The organism is Pseudomonas sp. TMW 2.1634 (assembly GCF_001703595.1).
Taxonomy (GTDB): domain Bacteria; phylum Pseudomonadota; class Gammaproteobacteria; order Pseudomonadales; family Pseudomonadaceae; genus Aquipseudomonas; species Aquipseudomonas fragi.
Window position 1 is genome coordinate 3,805,061 of record NZ_CP016849.1, and the last position, 19,281, is coordinate 3,824,341.

Here is a 19,281-nt window from a genome sequence, read left to right on the forward strand (position 1 = left end):
CTTCTACCTTCCTTAAAGCGACGAATATTTCTTGCGCAGACGCTGACGGATCAGCTCGGCAAGCGTGTTCATGATGAAGGTGAACAGCAGCAGCACCAGCGCCGAAAGGAACAGCACACGGTAATGACTGCCGCCCACTTCCGACTCCGGCATTTCCACCGCCACGTTCGCCGCCAGGGTGCGCAGGCCTTCGAACAGGTTCATTTCCATGACCGGGGTGTTACCGGTGGCCATCAACACAATCATCGTTTCGCCGACCGCACGGCCCATGCCGATCATCAGTGCCGAGAAGATACCCGGGCTGGCGGTCAGGATGACCACGCGAGTCATGGTTTGCCACGGCGTGGCACCCAGCGCCAGCGAACCCAGGGTCAGGCCGCGAGGCACGCTGAACACGGCGTCTTCAGCAATCGAGTAGATATTGGGGATCACTGCAAAGCCCATCGCCAGGCCGACCACCAGGGCGTTGCGCTGATCGTAGGTGATGCCCAGGTCGTGGGAGATCCACAGGCGCATGTCGCCACCGAAGAACCAGGCTTCCATGAACGGGCTCATGTACAACGACAGGCCGCACACAAACAGGATCACCGGGATCAGGATCAGGCTTTCCCAGCCGTCAGGGACGCGCAGGCGGATCGACTCGGGCAGGCGACTCCAGGTGAAGCCTGCGACCAGTATGCCAATGGGCATCAGCACCAACAGGCTGAAGATGCCCGGCAAGTGGCCTTCCACATACGGCGCCAGGAACAGGCCGGCGAAGAAACCGAGGATCACCGTCGGCATCGCTTCCATCAGCTCGATCACCGGCTTGACCTTGCGGCGCAGGCTCGGAGCCATGAAGTAAGCAGTGTAGATCGCTGCGGCAACCGCCAGCGGTGCTGCCAGCAACATCGCGTAGAAAGCAGCCTTCAAGGTACCGAAGGTCAATGGTGCCAAGCTCATCTTCGGTTCGAAGTCAGTGTTGGCGGCGGTCGATTGCCAGACGTATTTAGGCTCGTCGTAGTTCTCGTACCAGACCTTGCTCCACAGCGCGCTCCAGGACACTTCCGGGTGCGGGTTTTTCAAGGTCAGTGGCAGCAGCTTGCCGCCCTCTTCCACGATGATGCGGTTGGCACGCGGCGACAGAGCCATGATGCCCGGGCCTTCGGCAACCTTCTCGACCAGCAGGGTGCGATGCGCGGTGCTGTGGAACACACCGATCTCACCGGCCGCATCCAGGGCCAGGAAGCCCTTGCGACGTTGCTCGGCGGTGATTTCAACTATCGGCGAAGTGCCCATCTGGAAGCTGCGGATATGCTTGAAGCGCTGCTCGCCATCCGGGTCGCGGGCCATGAACCACTGGCTCAGGCCACCTTTGGAATCGCCAAAAATCAGCGAGATACCGCCCACCAGTTGGGTGCTGGCGGTGATCTCGGTGGTTGCGTCATCAACCAGCTTGTAGCGACCGTTGAGGCTCTTGTCGCGCAGGCTGAACACATCGGCCTGGGCGCGATCGTTGATTACATACAGCCACTGCTGACGCGGGTCGATATACAACGCCTTGACCTGTTTGGTCATCTGCGGCAGGTCGATACGGGTCTCGGTGTTGGTGACCTCGTCGGTCATCATGTTGACTTCGCGGGCCAGCGACAGCACGTTCAGTTGTGCGCCCGAGGAGCCGGCCAGAACCAGCGTAGAGTCGTTGACGCTGAGGTTGACGTGATCCAGCGCGCCGCCCTGCGGGTCGAGCGCGATCGGCGTTTCGCCATACGGGTACTCAATCGCCGGGGTGATGGTCTTCTTGCCATCGGGGTAGCTGACTTTATAGCTGTGACGGAACACCAGCGCCTGACCGTTGGACAGGCCCAGTACCACCACCGGGTTACCCGGCTGGTCTTCGCCCAGCGAAGTCACTTGCGTACCGGCCGGCAACGGCAGGTTGACCCGCGACAACTCTTCACCGTTCTTCACGTTGAAGAACAACACCATGCCCTTGTCGGAAACCCGCATGCCGACCTGGTTCTGCTCCTCGACGGAGATCATCAGCGGCTTGCCGGCGTCCTGCATCCATACGGGCGTGATCGCCTGCTTGGCGTTCAGGTCGGCGCCCTGGAAGAGTGGGTAAACCACATAGCCCAGGAAGAAGAAGATCAGGGTGATTGCGCCGAGCACGGCAAGACCGCCGATAAATACATACCAGCGGGTCAGGTGGTCTTTAAGCGCGCGGATACGGCGCTTGCGCTGCAGTTCAGGCGTATTGAAATCAATGCGCTTGGGAGCGGATGTCGTAGTCATTGGGGAATTGGCCAGATCATTCATGCGCACACCCTAGCGGTCCTGTATGACAGAAAGATGACAAAGCAGTGACGCAAAAAATCCGCCGCCCGACGGTGCTGGCAGCGGAATGGAAAATTTGGTGAAGCGGCTGCGTGGCAACCCTGTGGGAGCGGGCTTGCTCGCGATGGCATCAACTCAACAGGCCTGATGTACCGCGTTGCCTGAATCGCGAGCAAGCCCGCTCCCACATGGCGTCTACTTATGCGCCTTCTTTCAGACCCAGGTCAGCCAATGCTTTGGCAGCGACCTTGGCTGGCAGCGGGATGTAGCCATCCTTCACGACCACTTCCTGACCTTGCTTGGACAGCACCAGCTTGATGAACTCGGCTTCCAGCGGGTTCAGCGGCTTGTTCGGCGCCTTGTTCACGTACACGTAGAGGAAACGCGACAGCGGGTATTTGCCGTTCAGTGCGTTTTCTTCGGTGTCTTCGATGAACTCGGTGCTGCCTTTTTTAGCCAAAGGCACGGTCTTCACGCTGGCGGTTTTGTAACCGATGCCCGAGTAACCGACGCCGTTCAACGAGCTGCTGATCGACTGCACAACCGAAGCCGAACCTGGCTGTTCGTTCACGTTAGGCTTGTAGTCGCCTTTGCACAGGGCTTCTTCCTTGAAGTAGCCGTAAGTGCCGGATACCGAGTTACGACCGAACAGTTGCACCGGCTTGTTGGCCAGGTCGCCGGTCACACCCAAGTCGCCCCAGGTTTTAACGTCGGCCTTGGCGCCGCACAGACGGGTCGAGGAGAAGATCGCATCAACCTGTTCCATGGTCAGGTGCTTGATCGGGTTGTCCTTGTGTACGAACACGGCCAGGGCATCCACGGCTACCGGGATAGCGGTAGGCTTGTAGCCGTACTTCTGCTCGAAGGCAGCCAGTTCGTTGTCTTTCATTTTGCGGCTCATCGGGCCCAGGTTAGCGGTGCCTTCAGTAATCGCAGGCGGCGCGGTCGAAGAACCGGCAGCTTGAATCTGGATGTTTACGTTTGGATATTCTTTTTTGTACGCCTCGGCCCACAAGGTCATCAGGTTCGCCAGGGTGTCAGAACCAACGCTGGACAGGTTGCCCGACACACCAGTGGTCTTCACATAGGGCTGAATAGCCGGGTCAACACCAGCGGCAACCGCATTGGCAGTTGCAACGCCTGCGGCGACAAAAGTCAGGGCCGCCATCACACGCTTCAGTTTCATGCCTTACTCCTAGCAAACGGGGTTAGATGAATCGGGGGCCAGTATCTGCAGGCCATGTGACTACTCTATGAACCGATTGTGACAATTAGATGAAAGGCCATCATTCGTTACAAATGATGGCCTTCAGGGGAGAGGCGGATGAGGTGCTGCAGCGGATCAGGCCTGGATCAGCGGCCCTTTTTCCACAGATAAGCGCCGACCACCAGGCCCATCGTGCAAATGATTGCCACGTAATACGCCGGGCCCATCGGGCTTTCCTTGAGCAACAGGGTCACGGCCATCGGGGTCAGGCCGCCAAAAATGGCGTAGGCCAGGTTGTAGGAAAAAGACAGACCGCTGAAACGCACCACTGGCGGGAAGGCTTTGACCATTACATAAGGCACAGCGCCGATGGTGCCTACAAACAGGCCGCTCAAGGCGTACAGCGGGAACAGCCAGTCCGGGTGTTGCAGCAGGCTGTGGTAGAAGGTCCACGATGTAATCAACAACCCGGCGCAACCGATCACAAACACCTTGCCCGCCCCAAAGCGGTCAGCCAGTGCGCCCGAGGCGATGCAACCCAGGCTCAAAAAGACGATCGCCAGGCTGTTGGCCTGCAACGAGGTGGTCGCTGAAAAACCATAAATGGTTTGCAGCACCGTGGGCGTCATCAGAATGACCACGATGATCCCGGCAGACAGCAGCCAGGTCAGCAGCATGGAGACCACAATCGCCCCGCGATGATCGCGCAGCACGGTCTTGAGCGGGACTTCCGCCGCCAGCGCCTTGCGCAGCTGCAACTCGGCAAAGACCGGTGTCTCGTGCAACCAGCGACGCAGGTACACCGAGAACAGGCCGAACACGCCGCCCATCAGGAACGGAATCCGCCAGGCAAAGTCAGACACTTCAGCCGGTGTGTAGATCGTGTTGATCGCCGTGGCCATCAACGAACCCAGCAAAATACCCGCCGTCAGCCCGCAAGTCAGGGTGCCGCAGGCGTAGCCCACATGCCGTGGCGGCACATGCTCGGCCACGAACACCCAGGCCCCGGGCACCTCACCGCCAATGGCCGCGCCCTGGATCACGCGCATCAGCAGCAACAGAATCGGTGCCCACATGCCAATCTGCGCATAGGTAGGCAGCAAGCCCATGATCAAGGTCGGTACGGCCATCATGAAGATGCTCAGGGTGAACATCTTTTTGCGCCCCAGCAGGTCGCCAAAGTGCGCCATGACAATGCCGCCCAAAGGACGCGCCAGGTAACCCGCGGCAAAAATGCCGAAGGTTTGCATCAGGCGTAGCCACTCGGGCATGTCTGCCGGGAAGAACAGTTTCCCGACCACGGTGGCGAAAAACACAAAAATAATGAAATCGTAAAACTCCAGCGCACCACCCAAGGCAGACAGCGACAAGGTTTTATAGTCATTACGGGTTAACGGCCGCGAAGGCGGTGCAGCACTGGAAGGCTCTGTGATCATGGGGTATTGCTTCTCTTATTAGGCGCGGCAAAAAGCTGCAACTTCGCCGGCAAGGGCTGGGCAGGTTTTGAAAGATAACAAATTGTTTGCAAAAGCACAGAGCTAGACGTGCAGCGCACCCAAAAAGCAGAATCCGGAGGTCGTCGGCCAGGCTGTCGCCCGATATACTCACGCTGTAAGAAACACTTGGTAACTTCTGAGGTGGCTGTGCGAAAACGCCCGCTGGACACTTCAGCCGATTTCGCAGAGTTTTCCCTTGGTGCGGCTTATGAAGAACGTGACGAACGTAGTATGTTCGGGCTGAATCGTTTTTCTAAAGACGCTTTTTCACCCGCAGTACTTATGATGAATCACGGGTCAGAGGCCCTTAGGCATGCTAGAGCTCGAACAAGAAGATCCAATCCCGCAAGGCGACCTGGCCTTGCAAATCACTGCCCTGCCGCGCGAGACCAATGGTTTCGGCGATATTTTTGGCGGCTGGCTGGTCTCCCAAATGGACCTGGCCGGTACCGCAATGGCCAGCAAGGTTGCTGGTGGCCGCGTAGCCACTGTGGCGATTGATCGTATGGCGTTTCTGGTACCGGTGGCGGTGGGCGCACAATTGTCGTTCTATACCCAGGCACTGGAGATCGGCCGCAGCTCGATCCAGATGATGGTTGAAGTGTGGAGTGACGACCCGTTGTCCAGCGAATGGCGCAAAGTGACCGAAGCGGTCTTTGTGTTTGTCGCCATTGATGGCAGCGGCCGCACCCGCTCCGTTCCGCCACGCCGTTAAACCTATCAATAGAGAACCTGCCATGCACCACATTGAGTCAGTCACCCTGGATGAACTGGAGTGCTGGCACTTCCAGCATGGCCAGGCACAATTGCTGGTCGCCAAACAGGGCGCGCAGGTTCTCAGTTATCAGGTGGGCGACGAGCCGCCGATCATCTGGCTCAACGAAAAAGCCCAGTTCAAGCAAGGCCACGGCATCCGCACCGGCGTACCGGTGTGCTGGCCCTGGTTCGGCAACCTGGCGATGAACCCGCAGAGCGTGCAGGCCATGCGCCACAGCGATGAGCCCGCCACCGCCCACGGCCTGGTGCGTACACGCGAATGGGAAGTGCTGGAAATCGATGACGCCGGTGAAGCGCTGCATATCGAGCTGGGCTTGCCCCACATCGAAGGCGGCCTGCCCGGCTGGCCCCACGACGTAGCACTGACCCTGAGCATCCGCCTCGACAGCCAGTTGCATATCAGCCTTACCAGCCACAACCGCAGTGACATTCCGGTGAGCATCAGCCAGGCGCTGCACAGCTACTTTGCGGTCAGTGATGTGCGCAAGGTCCAGGTCAAAGGCGTCGAGGGCCTGACCTATATCGACACCCTCGAAGACTGGAAACGGGTTGAGCAAGCGGGCGAGTTGACCTTCAGTGGCGAAACCGACCGTATCTACCTCGATACCCCGCAGCAGTTGAGTATTGTCGACCCGGACTGGTCACGCACCCTTGAGTTGACCAGCCGTGGGTCGCGCTCGGCAGTGATCTGGAATCCTTGGATCGACAAGACCGCCACGCTCGGCGATATGGCCGCAGATGGCTGGCAGCGCATGCTGTGCATCGAAACCGCCAACGTGATGGACGACATCATCACCCTGGCGCCGGGCGCCAGCCATACGTTGGGTGTGAGTATTGCAAGCAAACGCCTGAGCGCCTGATACGCACTAAACCTCTGCAAGCAGGCTTGCCTGCGATGCTGGCGCTGCGGTCTGTCAGGTGAACCGCGCTGCTGCCATCGCGAGCAAGCCCGCTCCCACAAGGACCAGGGCAAACATCACGTTATCAAAGCAGCACAAACCTGCCCCCACAAAGACCAGGGCAAACATCACGTTATCAAAGCAGCACAAACCTGCCCCCACAAGGACCAGGGCAAACGCCAAGTTATCTGAGCAGTACAAACCTGTGGGAGCGGGCTTGCTCGCGATTCAGTCGCTGCGGTCTATCAGGCAAACCGCGCTGCTGCCATCGCGAGCAAGCCCGCTCCCACATCGCTCAGCGCGCTACAGATCTTCCTCAACCACCACCCGCACCTTGCTGGCATCCAGTGCATAGGCCGCATCGGCCAGGTCATTGCTGACCTTCTCGACTTTCAGCGTGCCCATCACCCACAGCGGCGTGTAGATGTCGTCCAGCTTCAGGCCTTTGGGGTAGCGCACCAACACCAACTGATTGGGCGGCGGAGGCGGTACATGAATGCAGGCGCCCGGGTACGGCACCAGGAAAAATAGCGTGCTGCGCCCCTTGGCGTCTGTTTCCAGAGGCACGGGGTAGCCACCCAAACGGATATTCTTGCCGTTCATGCCGGCAACGGTCTTGCTCGAATACATCACCGCCGGCAGACCCTTGCTCTGCTTCAAGCCACCCTTGTCGGTAAACGTACCATTGGCCTCGGGCGAGTCATGGTCAATTTCGGGCATTTGCTCAAGGGCTATCTGATCCGACTTGGGCATCAGTTCAAGCCAGTCGGTTTCGGGCAGTTCTGCCGCGTGTGCCAGGCCTGAGCCCAACAAAAGAAAAGTCAGTAAAAGACGGCGCATGCAAGGCTCGATAAAAGAAGGATTGAACGCGCGCAGTTTAGCCCTCTCTGCGGCTGGCGCAGAGAGAGCCAACGCGTTAAATCAGGACTTTTTCGAGACCATGCCGTAAATGATCAGCAGGATGACTGCCCCCACCACCGCACCGATAAAGCCGGCACCCTCGCCCGCCTTGTAGATACCCAGCGCCTGGCCACCATAGGTCGCCGCGAGCGAACCGCCGATACCCAGCAGGATGGTCATGATCCAGCCCATGCTGTCGTCACCCGGTTTCAGGAAACGAGCCAGCAGGCCAACGATCAAGCCGATAAAAATGGTTCCGATGATGCCCATGGACGCTTCCTCTTGATTGATGGCGTTTTACCAAAGCCTAGTCAGCACTTTGGCATCACGCCATCAGAGGGTAGCGGTAACCCAATGGTTCCGTGCAAAGCGATTTACGCTTCGTCGATCAGGGCTTCAACCTTGAGGATTTGCGCTTGCAGCGTCGCCATGTCGGCGCAGCGCAGGTTGGCGTGCCCGACCTTGCGGCCGACCTTGAAAGCCTTGCCGTAGTGATGCAGATGGCAGTCGGCAATCGCAATCACCTTCTCAACCGGCGGCACCGTGCCGATAAAGTTGAGCATGGCGCTTTCGCCCACCTTGGCCGTCGAACCCAGCGGCAGGCCGGCAATGGCGCGCAAGTGGTTTTCGAACTGGCTGCACTCGGCGCCTTCAGTGGTCCAGTGCCCGGAGTTATGCACACGCGGGGCGATTTCGTTGGCCTTGAGGCTACCGTCGACTTCAAAGAACTCGAACGCCATCACGCCGACATAATCCAGCTGCTTGAGCACACGGCTGGAGTAATCTTCAGCCAGGGCCTGCAGCGGGTGATTGGTGCTGGCAACCGACAGCTTGAGAATGCCGCTGTCGTGGGTGTTGTGTACCAACGGGTAGAACTGCGTTTCGCCATCGCGACCGCGCACGGCAATCAACGACACTTCGCCAGTGAACGGTACAAAACCTTCCAGCAGGCACGCCACACTGCCCAGCTCGGCAAACGTATCCACTACATCAGCAGCGGTGCGCAGCACTTTCTGGCCCTTGCCGTCATAGCCCAGGGTGCGGGTCTTGAGCACGGCAGGCAGGCCGATGCTGGCCACTGCTGCGTCCAGGTCTGCCTGGGACTGGATGTCGGCAAATGCCGGCGTCGGAATGCCCAGGTCCTTGAACATGCTTTTTTCGAACCAGCGGTCACGCGCAATGCGCAAGGCTTCGGCGCTTGGGTACACCGGGACGAATTGCGACAGGAAAGCCACGGTTTCAGCCGGAACGCTTTCGAACTCGAACGTCACCAGGTCGACTTCGTCAGCCAACTGGCGCAAATGGTCCGGGTCGCTGTAGTCCGCACGCAAGTGCTCGCCCAACGAGGCGGCGCAGGCATCGGGTGCCGGGTCCAGGAAAGCGAAGTTCATGCCCAGCGGAGTACCCGCCAGGGCCAGCATGCGGCCCAGTTGGCCGCCACCGATTACACCGATTTTCATCGTCAGAAACCTCAGGCTACGCGCGGGTCTGGATTGTCCAGCACGCTGTCTGTCTGTTCAGCACGGAATGCTTTCAAAACGGTATGGAACTGCGGGTGCTTGGCGCCCAGGATGCTCGCCGACAGCAGCGCCGCGTTGATCGCGCCCGCCTTGCCGATGGCCAGGGTGGCAACCGGAATGCCCGCAGGCATCTGCACGATCGACAGCAGCGAGTCGACACCCGACAGCATGGCCGATTGCACTGGCACGCCCAGTACTGGCAAATGGGTCTTGGCGGCACACATGCCTGGCAGGTGGGCTGCGCCACCGGCACCGGCGATGATGACCTCGATCCCGCGGCCTTCGGCCTCTTCGGCATACTGGAACAGCAGATCCGGAGTGCGGTGGGCAGAGACCACTTTCACTTCGTAGGGAATGCCGAGTTTTTCCAGCATATCGGCGGTGTGGCTGAGGGTGGACCAATCGGACTTGGAGCCCATGATCACGCCTACCAGTGCACTCATCGTCGCGCCTCTTCTCTTGGGCGCCCGCAGGCGCGTCAAAAAACAACAAGCCACGTGGAGGATCCGACGTGGCTTGTTATAGGAATTAAGGCCGGTCAAGCCAGCCGAAGGCCGCGCAGTATACCCCAAACATGTGCCTTGAAAGCACCTTTGGCGACCATCTGTCTTGACCGGTAAAAACCGCCCGGACGCCCGGTTTTATTGACTCTTAGGTCAGGGTAAAAAATCGGTTCAGGTGGGCACTGGTGCCTGGCCGGTCGGGTTCTCCAGCTTGCGCCACAACAACCGCACGTTGGCCTTGCGCACCAGGGCACAGCGGTACAGGCGAATCTCCAGCGGCACATGCCATTGCGGGCCACCGCACACCACCAGCTCGCCCCGCGCCAGCTCGGCACGCACGCTCAAGTGTGGCACCCAGGCGATGCCCAATCCTTCGAGCGCCATACTTTTAAGGCTGTCGGCCATCGCGGTCTCATAAATAGTAGTAAAACGCAGGCTACGCTGGCGCAGCAGCAAATTCACCGAGCGGCCCAAAAACGCCCCGGCGCTATAGGCCAGCAACGGCACACTGGCATCGCCTTCCAGGTCGAACAACGGCTTGCCATCGGCATCGGCCGCGCACACCGGGAGCATTTCGGTATTACCCAGGTGCAGGGACGGGAAAATTTCCGGATCCATCTGCAAGGCCGCATCAGGATCGTAAAAAGCCAGCATCAAATCGCAGCCGCCTTCGCGCAAAGCATGCACGGCGTCTCCGACGTTAGTCGCAACCAGCCGTGTGGCGATGTTCAGCCCTTCATTGCGCAATTGGGCGATCCAGCGCGGGAAAAATCCCAGTGCCAGGGAGTGCGCCGCAGCCACTTGCATGACCTCGCCCTGCCCGCCTTCGAGGTGATGCAGGTGACGCAACACCTCACCCAGCTGCTCGACCACGGTGCGCGCCGTGACCAAAAACAGCTGACCGGCCGCAGTCAACTCCACCGGGGTGCGGGAACGATTCACCAAGGTCAGCCCCAGCGCCGCTTCCAGGCTGCGAATACGCCGACTGAAGGCCGGCTGAGTGACGAAGCGACGCTCTGCAGCCTGGGAAAAACTGCGAGTCGCAGCCAGGGCACTGAAGTCCTCTAACCATTTACTTTCGAGATTCATCGAGTCCTCCCGGACGCGCACCAAAATGGGTCACACGCTCGACGCGCCTGCCGCGTCACGTCGCTATTATGCCGTTTATGCATAGGATAGTGTTTAAAGGCATTGGCCCAAAATAGACTGCAGGCCTAGGATTCGCAGCGTTCCGGCCCAGACCGGGTTCATATCGAGATGATTTCTATCATGTCCTCCGCTGCATCTTTCCGTACCGAAAAAGACCTGCTTGGCGTACTCGAAGTACCCGCTCAAGCGTATTACGGCATCCAGACCCTGCGAGCGGTGAACAACTTCCGTCTCTCGGGCGTTCCGATTTCGCATTACCCGAAGCTGGTTGTGGGCCTGGCCATGGTGAAACAGGCCGCTGCTGACGCCAACCGCGAGTTGGGTCATCTCAGCGATGCCAAGCACGCTGCCATCAGCGAAGCCTGTGCACGTCTGATCCGCGGCGATTTCCACGAAGAGTTCGTGGTGGACATGATTCAAGGCGGCGCTGGCACTTCAACCAACATGAATGCCAACGAAGTCATCGCCAATATCGCGCTGGAGGCTATGGGCCATCAGAAGGGCGAATACCAATACCTGCACCCGAACAACGACGTCAACATGGCGCAGTCGACCAACGACGCCTACCCGACGGCCATCCGTCTGGGCCTGTTGCTGGGTCACGACGCACTGCTGGCCAGCCTCGACAGCCTGATCCAGTCGTTCGCGGCCAAAGGCGTCGAGTTCAGCCACGTCCTGAAAATGGGCCGTACCCAGCTGCAAGACGCCGTGCCGATGACCCTGGGTCAAGAGTTCCGCGCGTTCGCCACGACATTGAGTGAAGACCTGGCCCGCCTGAAAACCCTGGCGCCAGAGCTGCTGACTGAAGTGAACCTGGGTGGCACCGCCATCGGTACCGGCATCAACGCCGACCCGCGCTACCAAATGCTGGCCGTGAACCGCCTGGCGACCATCAGCGGTCACCCGCTGGTACCGGCTGCCGACCTGATCGAAGCCACCTCCGACATGGGCGCCTTCGTACTGTTCTCCGGCATGCTCAAGCGTACCGCGGTCAAGCTGTCGAAGATCTGCAACGACTTGCGCCTGCTGTCCAGCGGCCCACGTACCGGCATCAACGAAATCAACCTGCCAGCGCGTCAGCCGGGCAGCTCGATCATGCCAGGCAAGGTCAACCCGGTTATCCCGGAAGCCGTTAACCAGGTGGCGTTCCAGATCATCGGTAACGACCTGGCCCTGACCATCGCGGCCGAAGGTGGCCAGCTGCAACTGAACGTGATGGAGCCGCTGATCGCATTCAAGATCTTCGACTCGATCCGCCTGCTGCAACGCGCTATGGACATGCTGCGCGAGCACTGCATCACCGGCATCACGGCCAACGAAGCGCGCTGCCGTGAACTGGTCGAGCACTCGATTGGTCTGGTGACTGCACTTAACCCGTACATCGGCTATGAAAACGCCACCCGCATCGCCCGTATCGCTCTTGAAAGCGGCCGCGGCGTGCTGGAACTGGTGCGCGAAGAAGGCTTGCTCGACGACGCCATGCTCGACGACATCCTGCGCCCGGAAAACATGATTGCTCCGCGTCTGGTGCCTCTCAAGGCCTGATGCTGTAACACGCTCAACGCTCACCAGGTCGAGGGACTAGACACCTCTCACCTTTTGAGGGCTTGCAGACACGTCTGCAGGCCCTTTTTTTTGCCTGTTAATCGATGCCTGCTCCCACAAGAAATGAAGCCAAATCAGGCATATTTAGAGGTCATATCTGACAACTCACACATGAAAATTCAGTCACTTATGCAGACGCTTCCCACACTCCTAGGTATAGTGCCGGCCCTCTTCCTGTGCCCGGCCCCAGCACCAGCGGCCATCGTCAGCACGGAAACAGCATCGTAAACCAAGCAGCAACATGGCCAGGGTCGCCTTGATCGCCTACGTTTATGCCTTGCTCAAGCAGGTGTAACGCGATATTTCGACCCGCCCGTGTTGCCATCAGATAAAAACAGCGAGGAATAATCCATGCTTGAAGTCATCAATGACTTCCTCTCAGGGAAAGTGCTAATCGTGCTCATGGTCGGGCTCGGTGGCTACTTCACGATCCGCTCGCGTTTCGTTCAGTTTCGTTACTTCCTGCACATGTTTTCGGTATTCAAGGACAGCCTGCGCAGCAGCGCCGGTGAGTTGAGCTCGTTTCAGGCATTGATGCTGAGCCTGGCCGGCCGTGTGGGCGCGGGCAACATTGCCGGCGTCGGTATTGCCGTGACCCTGGGCGGCCCCGGTGCCGTGTTCTGGATGTGGGTGACCGCGCTGGTCGGCATGTCCAGCAGCCTGATCGAATGCTCCCTGGGCCAGTTGTACAAGCGTCGTGACTCGGAAGGTCAACTGCGCGGCGGCCCCTCCTTCTATATGAAGTACGGCCTGGGCAAAGCCTGGATGGGCAAACTGATGGCCGTCCTGCTGCTGATCACCTTCGGTTTTGCCTTCATGGGCCTGCAGGCCCACGCCGTGACCCACTCGTTGCAAGACGCCTTCGGCTTCAAGGTCAACTACTCGGGCCTGGCCATCGCCATCCTGCTGGGCCTGGTGTTTATCGGCGGCATCAAGCGTATCGCTTCGGTGGCTGACCTGCTGGTACCGGTCAAGACCCTGGCCTACATCGCAGTGACCCTGTATGTGATCGTGCTGCAATTCGACCATGTGCCCGCCATGCTGGGCCATATCGTTAAGAGCGCCTTCGGCCTGGACCCGGTGTTCGGTGGCCTGATCGGCAGTGCAATCGTGATGGGCGTCAAACGTGGCGTGTTCGCCAACGAAGCCGGCCTGGGCAGCGCCCCGAACGTGGCCGCCGTGGCCGACGTTGAACACCCGATCGCCCAAGGCGTGGTGCAGGCGTTCAGCGTATTCCTCGACACCTTCGTGATCTGCACCTGTACGGCCTTGCTGATTCTGTTGTCGGGCTTCTACACCCCGGGCTTTGAAGGCGACGGCATTGCCCTGACCCAGAACTCCCTGGCAGCCGTAGTGGGCGAATGGGGCCGTGTGTTTATCAGCGTGGCCCTGGCCCTGTTCGTGTTCACCTCGATGCTCTACAACTACTATCTGGGCGAGAACAACCTGCGCTTTTTGGTTGGCGAAAGCCGCAAGGCGCTGATGGGTTACCGCGCCCTGGTACTGGTGCTGATCTTTTGGGGCTCGATCGAGAACCTGCAAACGGTCTTCGCCTTCGCCGACATTGCCATGACCATGCTGGCCTTCGTCAACCTGGTTGCCCTGGCGATGCTGTTCAAGATCTGCATGCGCGTGCTCAAGGATTACGATGACCAGCGCCGTGCGGGGATCAAGACACCCGTGTTCGATTCCAGTAAATTCCCGGACCTGGATCTCGATCTGAAGGCCTGGCCGCCAAAGCCGGCCACCAAGGCCGAAGACACACAACGCTGATACTTGACGCGGCGGTTCTCCAGAACCGCCGCGTTTTTGCTTATGGGGACTCAACAATGACCGCAGCCACTCATCACACCGCCCAACGCGTCAGGGTGCTCTACACCGGCGGCACCATCGGCATGCAGGCCAGCGCCAGCGGCCTGGCGCCAGCCTCGGGTTTTGAAGCGCGCATGAGCGAGCATCTGGCCAGTCAACCGCAGTTGCCAGTGCCACAGTGGTCCTTTCGCGAAATGAGCCCGCTGATCGACAGCGCCAACATGACCCCGGCCTACTGGCTGCGCCTGCGGGACGCGATCATCGAAGCCGTGGACAAGGATGGCTGCGATGCCGTCCTGGTCCTGCATGGCACAGACACGCTGGCCTACAGCGCTGCGGCCATGTGCTTTCAACTGCTGGGCTTGCCGGCGCCGGTGCTGTTTACCGGCTCCATGCTGCCAGCGGGCGTACCCGACAGCGATGCCTGGGAGAACGTCAGTGGTGCCTTGCAGGCGTTGGGCCAGGGCCAGCCGCATGGTGTGCAGCTGTACTTTCACGGCAAGCTGATGGCACCCACACGCTGCGCCAAAGTGCGCAGCTTTGGCCGAAATCCATTTGTGACACTGACACGCAATGGCGGCGGAGCCAGGGCCGCTGCCCTCCCGGCCGAACTGGCCTACAGCCACCCCAAGCATGAGGCCAGCGTGGGCGTGTTGCCGCTGGTGCCGGGCATTGGCGCGGCCCAGCTCGACGCCCTGCTCAGCAGCGGGATCGAGGCCCTGGTACTGGAGTGCTTCGGCAGCGGCACCGGCCCCAGTGACAACCCGGACTTTCTCGCCAGCCTGCAACGGGCACAGGAAAACGGCATCGTGGTTGTGGCTATCACCCAATGCCATGAAGGCGGTGTGGAACTGGACGTGTACGAAGCTGGCAGCCGCTTGCGTGGGGCGGGCGTGCTCTCGGGCGGCGGCATGACCCGCGAGGCCGTGTTCGGCAAGCTGCATGCGTTGCTGGGCGCCGACCTGCCCCTGGCTGAAGTGCGCGGGCTGGTCGAGCTGGATGTGTGCGGGGAGCTGGCGTAAAGGCCACTCCAGCGGCGGCTACTGGAATTTCGTAGCAGCAGCCTCGTTCCTTCGGCAGCTGCTACGGGGTTTGTGGCTGCCGTGGGCATCCCCCGGCACACAACTTGCTCGCTTCCTGCACCTCTCAGGCAGGAAACGGGCATGCTCCACTCTCATCTCACCACGCTCAACGCCGTCTCGCTGGTGCTCAGCACCTTCAACGCCGAAGGCCTGCCCAGCGAAGCGCTGCTGGCCGGCAGCGGCATCCGCGCAGCGGACTTGAGCCGTGCAGACACGCGCATCACCACCAACCAGGAAATGCGCGTATGCGCCAATGCCGTCGCCCTGCGCCGCGAAATCGGCCTGGAACTGGGGCGACGCATGCATGTGTCGTCCTACGGCATGCTCGGTTACGCCTTACTCACCAGTGCCACCTTAGGTGACGCATTGCGTCTGGCTTTACGCTACCCGGCGCTGCTGGGAACACTTTTTGAGCTGAGCCTGGAGGTCGAAGGCGAACAGGTCTGGTTCTGCGCCAACGGTTATGCCGAGAACCCGCAAATGGCGGTGTTCAATACCGAGCTGTGCCTGGCCTCGCTCAAGGTCATTTGTGAAGACCTGCTGGGCCAACGGTTGCCACTATCAGGGGCACGCTTTGCCCACAGCGCACCGGACTACCACGCCCGCTACGGGCTAAGTTTCGATTGCCCACGCCAGTTCGAGGCCCACGGCAATGGTTTTGCCTTTGCCAAACGCTGGCTAGAGCAGCCTTTGCCACTGGCCGACACCGTCACCCATCAGGCGATGGCCGAGCGCTGTCGCAAACAGAATCTGGAATTCACCGGGCGGCAAACCTGGCTGGAGCGTATTCGTCAGTTACTGGCTGCACAACTGCATGCCGCCCCCGGGCTTGAAGGCCTGGCCGAACAAATGAACTGCTCGCCACGCACCCTGCGCCGGCATTTGCACGATGTGGGCTGCAGTTACCAGGCACTGCTCGACGACCTGCGCTTTGAGCGGGCCAAGCTGCTGCTCAACGACACCGAATGGCCCATCTACCAGATTGCCGAGGCCCTGGGCTTCAGTGAAACCGCCAGCTTTCGCCATGCATTTGTACGCTGGAGCGGGGTCGCACCCAGCCAGTTTCGCGCTTAAGGGCGTGGGAATACTGCCAGGGTTATTGTGGGAGCTGACTGGCCTGCGAGGAGGGCAGCGCGATTTTTCAGGCAAATCACCGTGAAGCCATCGCGAGCAAGCCCGCTCCACAGGGGGCCAATTGCGGTCAGCTATTTTGGCCATATCCATCTTCTTTTGGCCGCTCCTGCCGTTCTCTCAAACACCTTGCGACGCAAGACTGTAGGCCAGCGCTCAAGCCTTGGGAGAACAAGAAAATGCTGACGGTCTATTCGGACGATCACCACCTGCATCATGGCCGTTGTGAGTTGATGGACGGGCAACTGATGCCCTGCTTTGAAATGCCCTCACGCGCCGACCATATTCTGCAACGTGTGCAGTCGCGCCAACTCGGCCCGGTGCGGGCGCCTCAAGATTTTGGCCGCGGGCCTGTCGAGCGAATTCACAGCAGTGCTTATCTGGATTTTTTCCAGGGTGCGTGGGCTCGCTGGGCCGAACACGGCCGCGACGGCGACTTGCTGCCTTACACCTGGCCCGCCCGCACCCTGCGCGCCGTACTGCCCACCAGCCTGCACGGCCAGCTGGGTTATTACAGCTTCGACGGCGGCGCCCCCATTACTGCAGGCACTTGGCAAGCGGCCTACAGTGCTGCGCAAGTAGCCCTGACGGCTCAAGCTGAAATTCAAAACGGCGCCCACAGCGCTTTCGCGCTTTGCCGCCCGCCGGGTCATCACGCCGCCAGCGACCTGATGGGTGGTTACTGCTACCTGAACAACGCCGCCATTGCCGCCCAGGCCTTTCTCGACCAGGGCCGCAGCAAGGTGGCGATCCTCGACGTGGACTACCATCACGGCAATGGCACGCAGTCGATTTTCTATGACCGTAATGACGTCCTGTTTACCTCGATCCACGGCCATCCAGAGGCCGAGTTTCCGTTCTTTTTGGGCTATGAAGACGAGCTGGGTGAAGGGCCGGGTGAAGGCTTCAATTTTAATTACCCACTGCCCGCAGGCTCGGCCTGGGACCGCTGGAGCGCAGCGCTGGAACTGGCCTGCGCCGAGATTGAGCGTTACGACGCTGATGTGATTGTGGTGTCACTGGGCGTGGATACGTTCATGAACGACCCGATCTCCCAGTTCAAGCTCGACAGCCCGGACTACCTGCGCATGGGCGAGCGTATTGCGCAGCTGGGCAAACCGACACTGTTCGTGATGGAAGGTGGCTATGCGGTTGAGGAAATCGGTGTGAATGCGGTGAATGTGCTGGAGGGGTTTGAACGCGCGAAATGAGCAAGCCCGCCCTGTAGGAGCTGGCTTGCTCGCGATTCAGGCGGCGTGGTTTACCTGGATTGATGCGCTGATACCATCGCGAGCAAGCCCGCTCCCACAAGTTCAATGCCTGCCATTCCATACCTTGACCAGCCGCGCCAGCGCCGCCTTGATGTCCACTTCGGGCACCGCCGCGAATCCCAGCACCAGCCCCGCGCGGTTATCCACAGGCTCGACCGAGTCTTGCTGCCAATAGCTGCTCAGCCCGTTGATTTCCACGTCCACCGCCCGGGCCTGCGCCAGCAGTTCCTGCTCACGGGCCAACCCCGCAACCGGCACAGCCACATGCAACCCCGCCGCAATCGCCGGCATCGCCCCAACCCCCGCGACATCCCGTGGCCAGTTGGCCAGCAACACATCGCGGCGGCTCAACGCCGCACGACGCATCCGCCGGATATGCCGCTGAAAATGCCCCGCCGCCATAAACTCGGCCATTACCGCCTGGGTGCTGACCTCCGAATGACGCATATCCAGCGAACGGCGCCGGGCAAACGGCTCGGTCAGCCCCTTGGGCAGTACCAGGTACCCCAGGCGCAACGCCGGAAACGCCACCTTGCCGAAGGTACCCACATAAATCACCCGCCCGCTGCGGTCCAAAGCCGCCAACGGGGCCAGCGGCGCGCCGCTGTAGCGGTACTCGCCATCGTAGTCGTCCTCGACAATCCAGCCTTGCGTGCGCTCGGCCCAGGCCAGCAGCTCCAGGCGCCGGGCCAGGCTCAGGGTGACTCCACTGGGGTATTGATGAGAGGGCGTTACATAGGCCAGCCGACAGTTGTTCAAGTGCGCCAGCGCTGAACAGTCCATACCGTCCTGATCCACCGCCACGCCCTGCACATTCGCCCCGGCAATCGCAAAGGCATAGGCCGCTGCGCGATAGCCGGGGTTTTCCACAGCCACCCCCTCGCCGGGCTCCACCAGCAGCTGTGCACAAAGGCTAATTCCCTGCTGCGCGCCACTGGTGATCAAAATTTGTTCAGCCGAGCACGATAAACCCCGCGAAGTCCGCAAATAGGCCGCGATCAACCCACGCAGTCGCTCATCGCCAGCTGGGTCGCCATAACACAGCTGTTGCAAGTCTGGCTTACGCCAAAAAGCCGCCTGCAGCTTGCTCCATACCTCGAAAGGGAATAAGTCGAACGCCGGAACTCCCACTCGAAAAGCACGCGGAACGCCGCTTGGAGGCAGGTCAAGCGCGTGCTCGGCGACCCTGCTCAGCGCTGTGCTGTGGATAACTTTACTGGATGTAATTACAGGTATTTGGCCTGTTTTTGTGGATAACCCTGGGGATAAGCTTGTTGAAAACCCTGTGGATAAGTTGGTGGACAACTTTTTCAGGGGCAGGGCTTTTGCGGGCAATTTTGCGACATAGGTGCCGTCCCCAACTCTCCCCTCAATAAAGCCTTCGGCATACAACTGGTCATAGGCCCGCACCACGCTATTACGGGAAATCCCCAGGGCGCTCGCCATGTCACGGCTGGCAGGCAAGCGCGAGCCGCCACTCAAGCGGCCATCCAGCACGCGCAGGCGCAATGCCTGATACAGCTGGCGGCTCAGGCCTTTTTTCGGATCAAGCTCGATGCCGGCAGGGTTGAAGGCAATGGACAGCGCTGAATCACTCATGGATTGGACCTATG

Annotated in this window: 16 protein-coding genes; 7 read left to right on the forward strand and 9 right to left on the reverse strand. The window is 60.1% G+C overall.

Annotation, left to right across the window (positions count from 1 at the left end):
- Positions 1–12 precede the first annotated feature (12 nt).
- The 3 genes from BFC21_RS17955 to BFC21_RS17965 form a co-directional block, all read right to left on the reverse strand.
- Positions 13–2,298, reverse strand: coding sequence for an ABC transporter permease subunit (locus BFC21_RS17955; RefSeq protein ID WP_120266411.1), 2,286 nt, complete (start codon positions 2,296–2,298; stop codon positions 13–15).
- 217 nt (positions 2,299–2,515) lie between these two features.
- Positions 2,516–3,502, reverse strand: a complete 987-nt coding sequence (locus BFC21_RS17960; protein WP_016782943.1) for a phosphate ABC transporter substrate-binding protein PstS — start codon at positions 3,500–3,502, stop codon at positions 2,516–2,518.
- Between the two features lie 167 nt (positions 3,503–3,669).
- Positions 3,670–4,959, reverse strand: coding sequence for an MFS transporter (locus BFC21_RS17965; protein WP_016782942.1), 1,290 nt, complete (start codon positions 4,957–4,959; stop codon positions 3,670–3,672).
- A 373-nt stretch (positions 4,960–5,332) separates the two neighbouring features.
- On the opposite strand from BFC21_RS17965, the gene BFC21_RS17970 reads away from it, so the two are divergent.
- Both BFC21_RS17970 and BFC21_RS17975 read left to right on the forward strand, forming a co-directional pair.
- Positions 5,333–5,734 carry an acyl-CoA thioesterase gene (locus tag BFC21_RS17970; protein WP_003438129.1) on the forward strand — a complete coding sequence of 134 codons (402 nt, stop codon included), beginning with the start codon at positions 5,333–5,335 and terminating at the stop codon, positions 5,732–5,734.
- Positions 5,735–5,756: 22 nt separating this feature from the next.
- The gene (locus BFC21_RS17975) at positions 5,757–6,656 is read left to right on the forward strand and encodes a D-hexose-6-phosphate mutarotase (RefSeq protein WP_088378551.1); all 900 of its coding nucleotides are present in this window, start codon (positions 5,757–5,759) and stop codon (positions 6,654–6,656) included.
- 342 nt (positions 6,657–6,998) lie between these two features.
- Here the strand turns inward: BFC21_RS17975 and BFC21_RS17980 are convergent, their stop codons facing one another.
- From BFC21_RS17980 to BFC21_RS18000, 5 genes are all read right to left on the reverse strand, one after another.
- On the reverse strand, positions 6,999–7,535 hold the full coding sequence (locus tag BFC21_RS17980; RefSeq protein WP_095005380.1) for a DUF3299 domain-containing protein: 537 nt from the start codon (positions 7,533–7,535) through the stop codon (positions 6,999–7,001).
- An 81-nt stretch (positions 7,536–7,616) separates the two neighbouring features.
- Positions 7,617–7,865 carry a GlsB/YeaQ/YmgE family stress response membrane protein gene (locus BFC21_RS17985; protein ID WP_088378553.1) on the reverse strand — a complete coding sequence of 83 codons (249 nt, stop codon included), beginning with the start codon at positions 7,863–7,865 and terminating at the stop codon, positions 7,617–7,619.
- A 104-nt stretch (positions 7,866–7,969) separates the two neighbouring features.
- Positions 7,970–9,055, reverse strand: coding sequence for a 5-(carboxyamino)imidazole ribonucleotide synthase (locus BFC21_RS17990; RefSeq protein ID WP_120266412.1), 1,086 nt, complete (start codon positions 9,053–9,055; stop codon positions 7,970–7,972).
- Between the two features lie 11 nt (positions 9,056–9,066).
- The gene (gene purE, locus BFC21_RS17995) at positions 9,067–9,558 is read right to left on the reverse strand and encodes a 5-(carboxyamino)imidazole ribonucleotide mutase (protein ID WP_016782937.1); all 492 of its coding nucleotides are present in this window, start codon (positions 9,556–9,558) and stop codon (positions 9,067–9,069) included.
- Positions 9,559–9,789: 231 nt separating this feature from the next.
- Positions 9,790–10,707, reverse strand: a complete 918-nt coding sequence (locus BFC21_RS18000) for a LysR substrate-binding domain-containing protein (RefSeq protein ID WP_016782936.1) — start codon at positions 10,705–10,707, stop codon at positions 9,790–9,792.
- Positions 10,708–10,887: 180 nt separating this feature from the next.
- Between BFC21_RS18000 and aspA the strand changes: the two genes are divergently transcribed.
- The 5 genes from aspA (at position 10,888) to BFC21_RS18025 (ending at position 17,608) form a co-directional block, all read left to right on the forward strand.
- The gene (aspA, locus tag BFC21_RS18005; protein ID WP_016782935.1) at positions 10,888–12,312 is read left to right on the forward strand and encodes an aspartate ammonia-lyase; all 1,425 of its coding nucleotides are present in this window, start codon (positions 10,888–10,890) and stop codon (positions 12,310–12,312) included.
- A 411-nt stretch (positions 12,313–12,723) separates the two neighbouring features.
- Positions 12,724–14,145: a sodium:alanine symporter family protein gene (locus tag BFC21_RS18010; RefSeq protein ID WP_088378555.1), complete on the forward strand. Its 1,422-nt coding sequence runs from the start codon at positions 12,724–12,726 to the stop codon at positions 14,143–14,145.
- 56 nt (positions 14,146–14,201) lie between these two features.
- On the forward strand, positions 14,202–15,206 hold the full coding sequence (locus tag BFC21_RS18015) for an asparaginase (RefSeq protein ID WP_088378556.1): 1,005 nt from the start codon (positions 14,202–14,204) through the stop codon (positions 15,204–15,206).
- A gap of 141 nt (positions 15,207–15,347) precedes the next feature.
- A complete protein-coding gene (locus BFC21_RS18020; protein ID WP_120266413.1) occupies positions 15,348–16,340 on the forward strand; it encodes an AraC family transcriptional regulator in 993 nt (330 codons plus the stop codon).
- A 236-nt stretch (positions 16,341–16,576) separates the two neighbouring features.
- Positions 16,577–17,608 carry a histone deacetylase family protein gene (locus tag BFC21_RS18025; RefSeq protein WP_095005386.1) on the forward strand — a complete coding sequence of 344 codons (1,032 nt, stop codon included), beginning with the start codon at positions 16,577–16,579 and terminating at the stop codon, positions 17,606–17,608.
- A 102-nt stretch (positions 17,609–17,710) separates the two neighbouring features.
- Here BFC21_RS18025 and BFC21_RS18030 read toward each other — a convergent pair whose 3' ends face one another.
- Complete coding sequence (locus tag BFC21_RS18030) at positions 17,711–19,267, reverse strand: PLP-dependent aminotransferase family protein (protein ID WP_120266414.1); 1,557 nt, start codon at positions 19,265–19,267, stop codon at positions 17,711–17,713.
- Between the last annotated feature and the right edge of the window lie 14 nt (positions 19,268–19,281).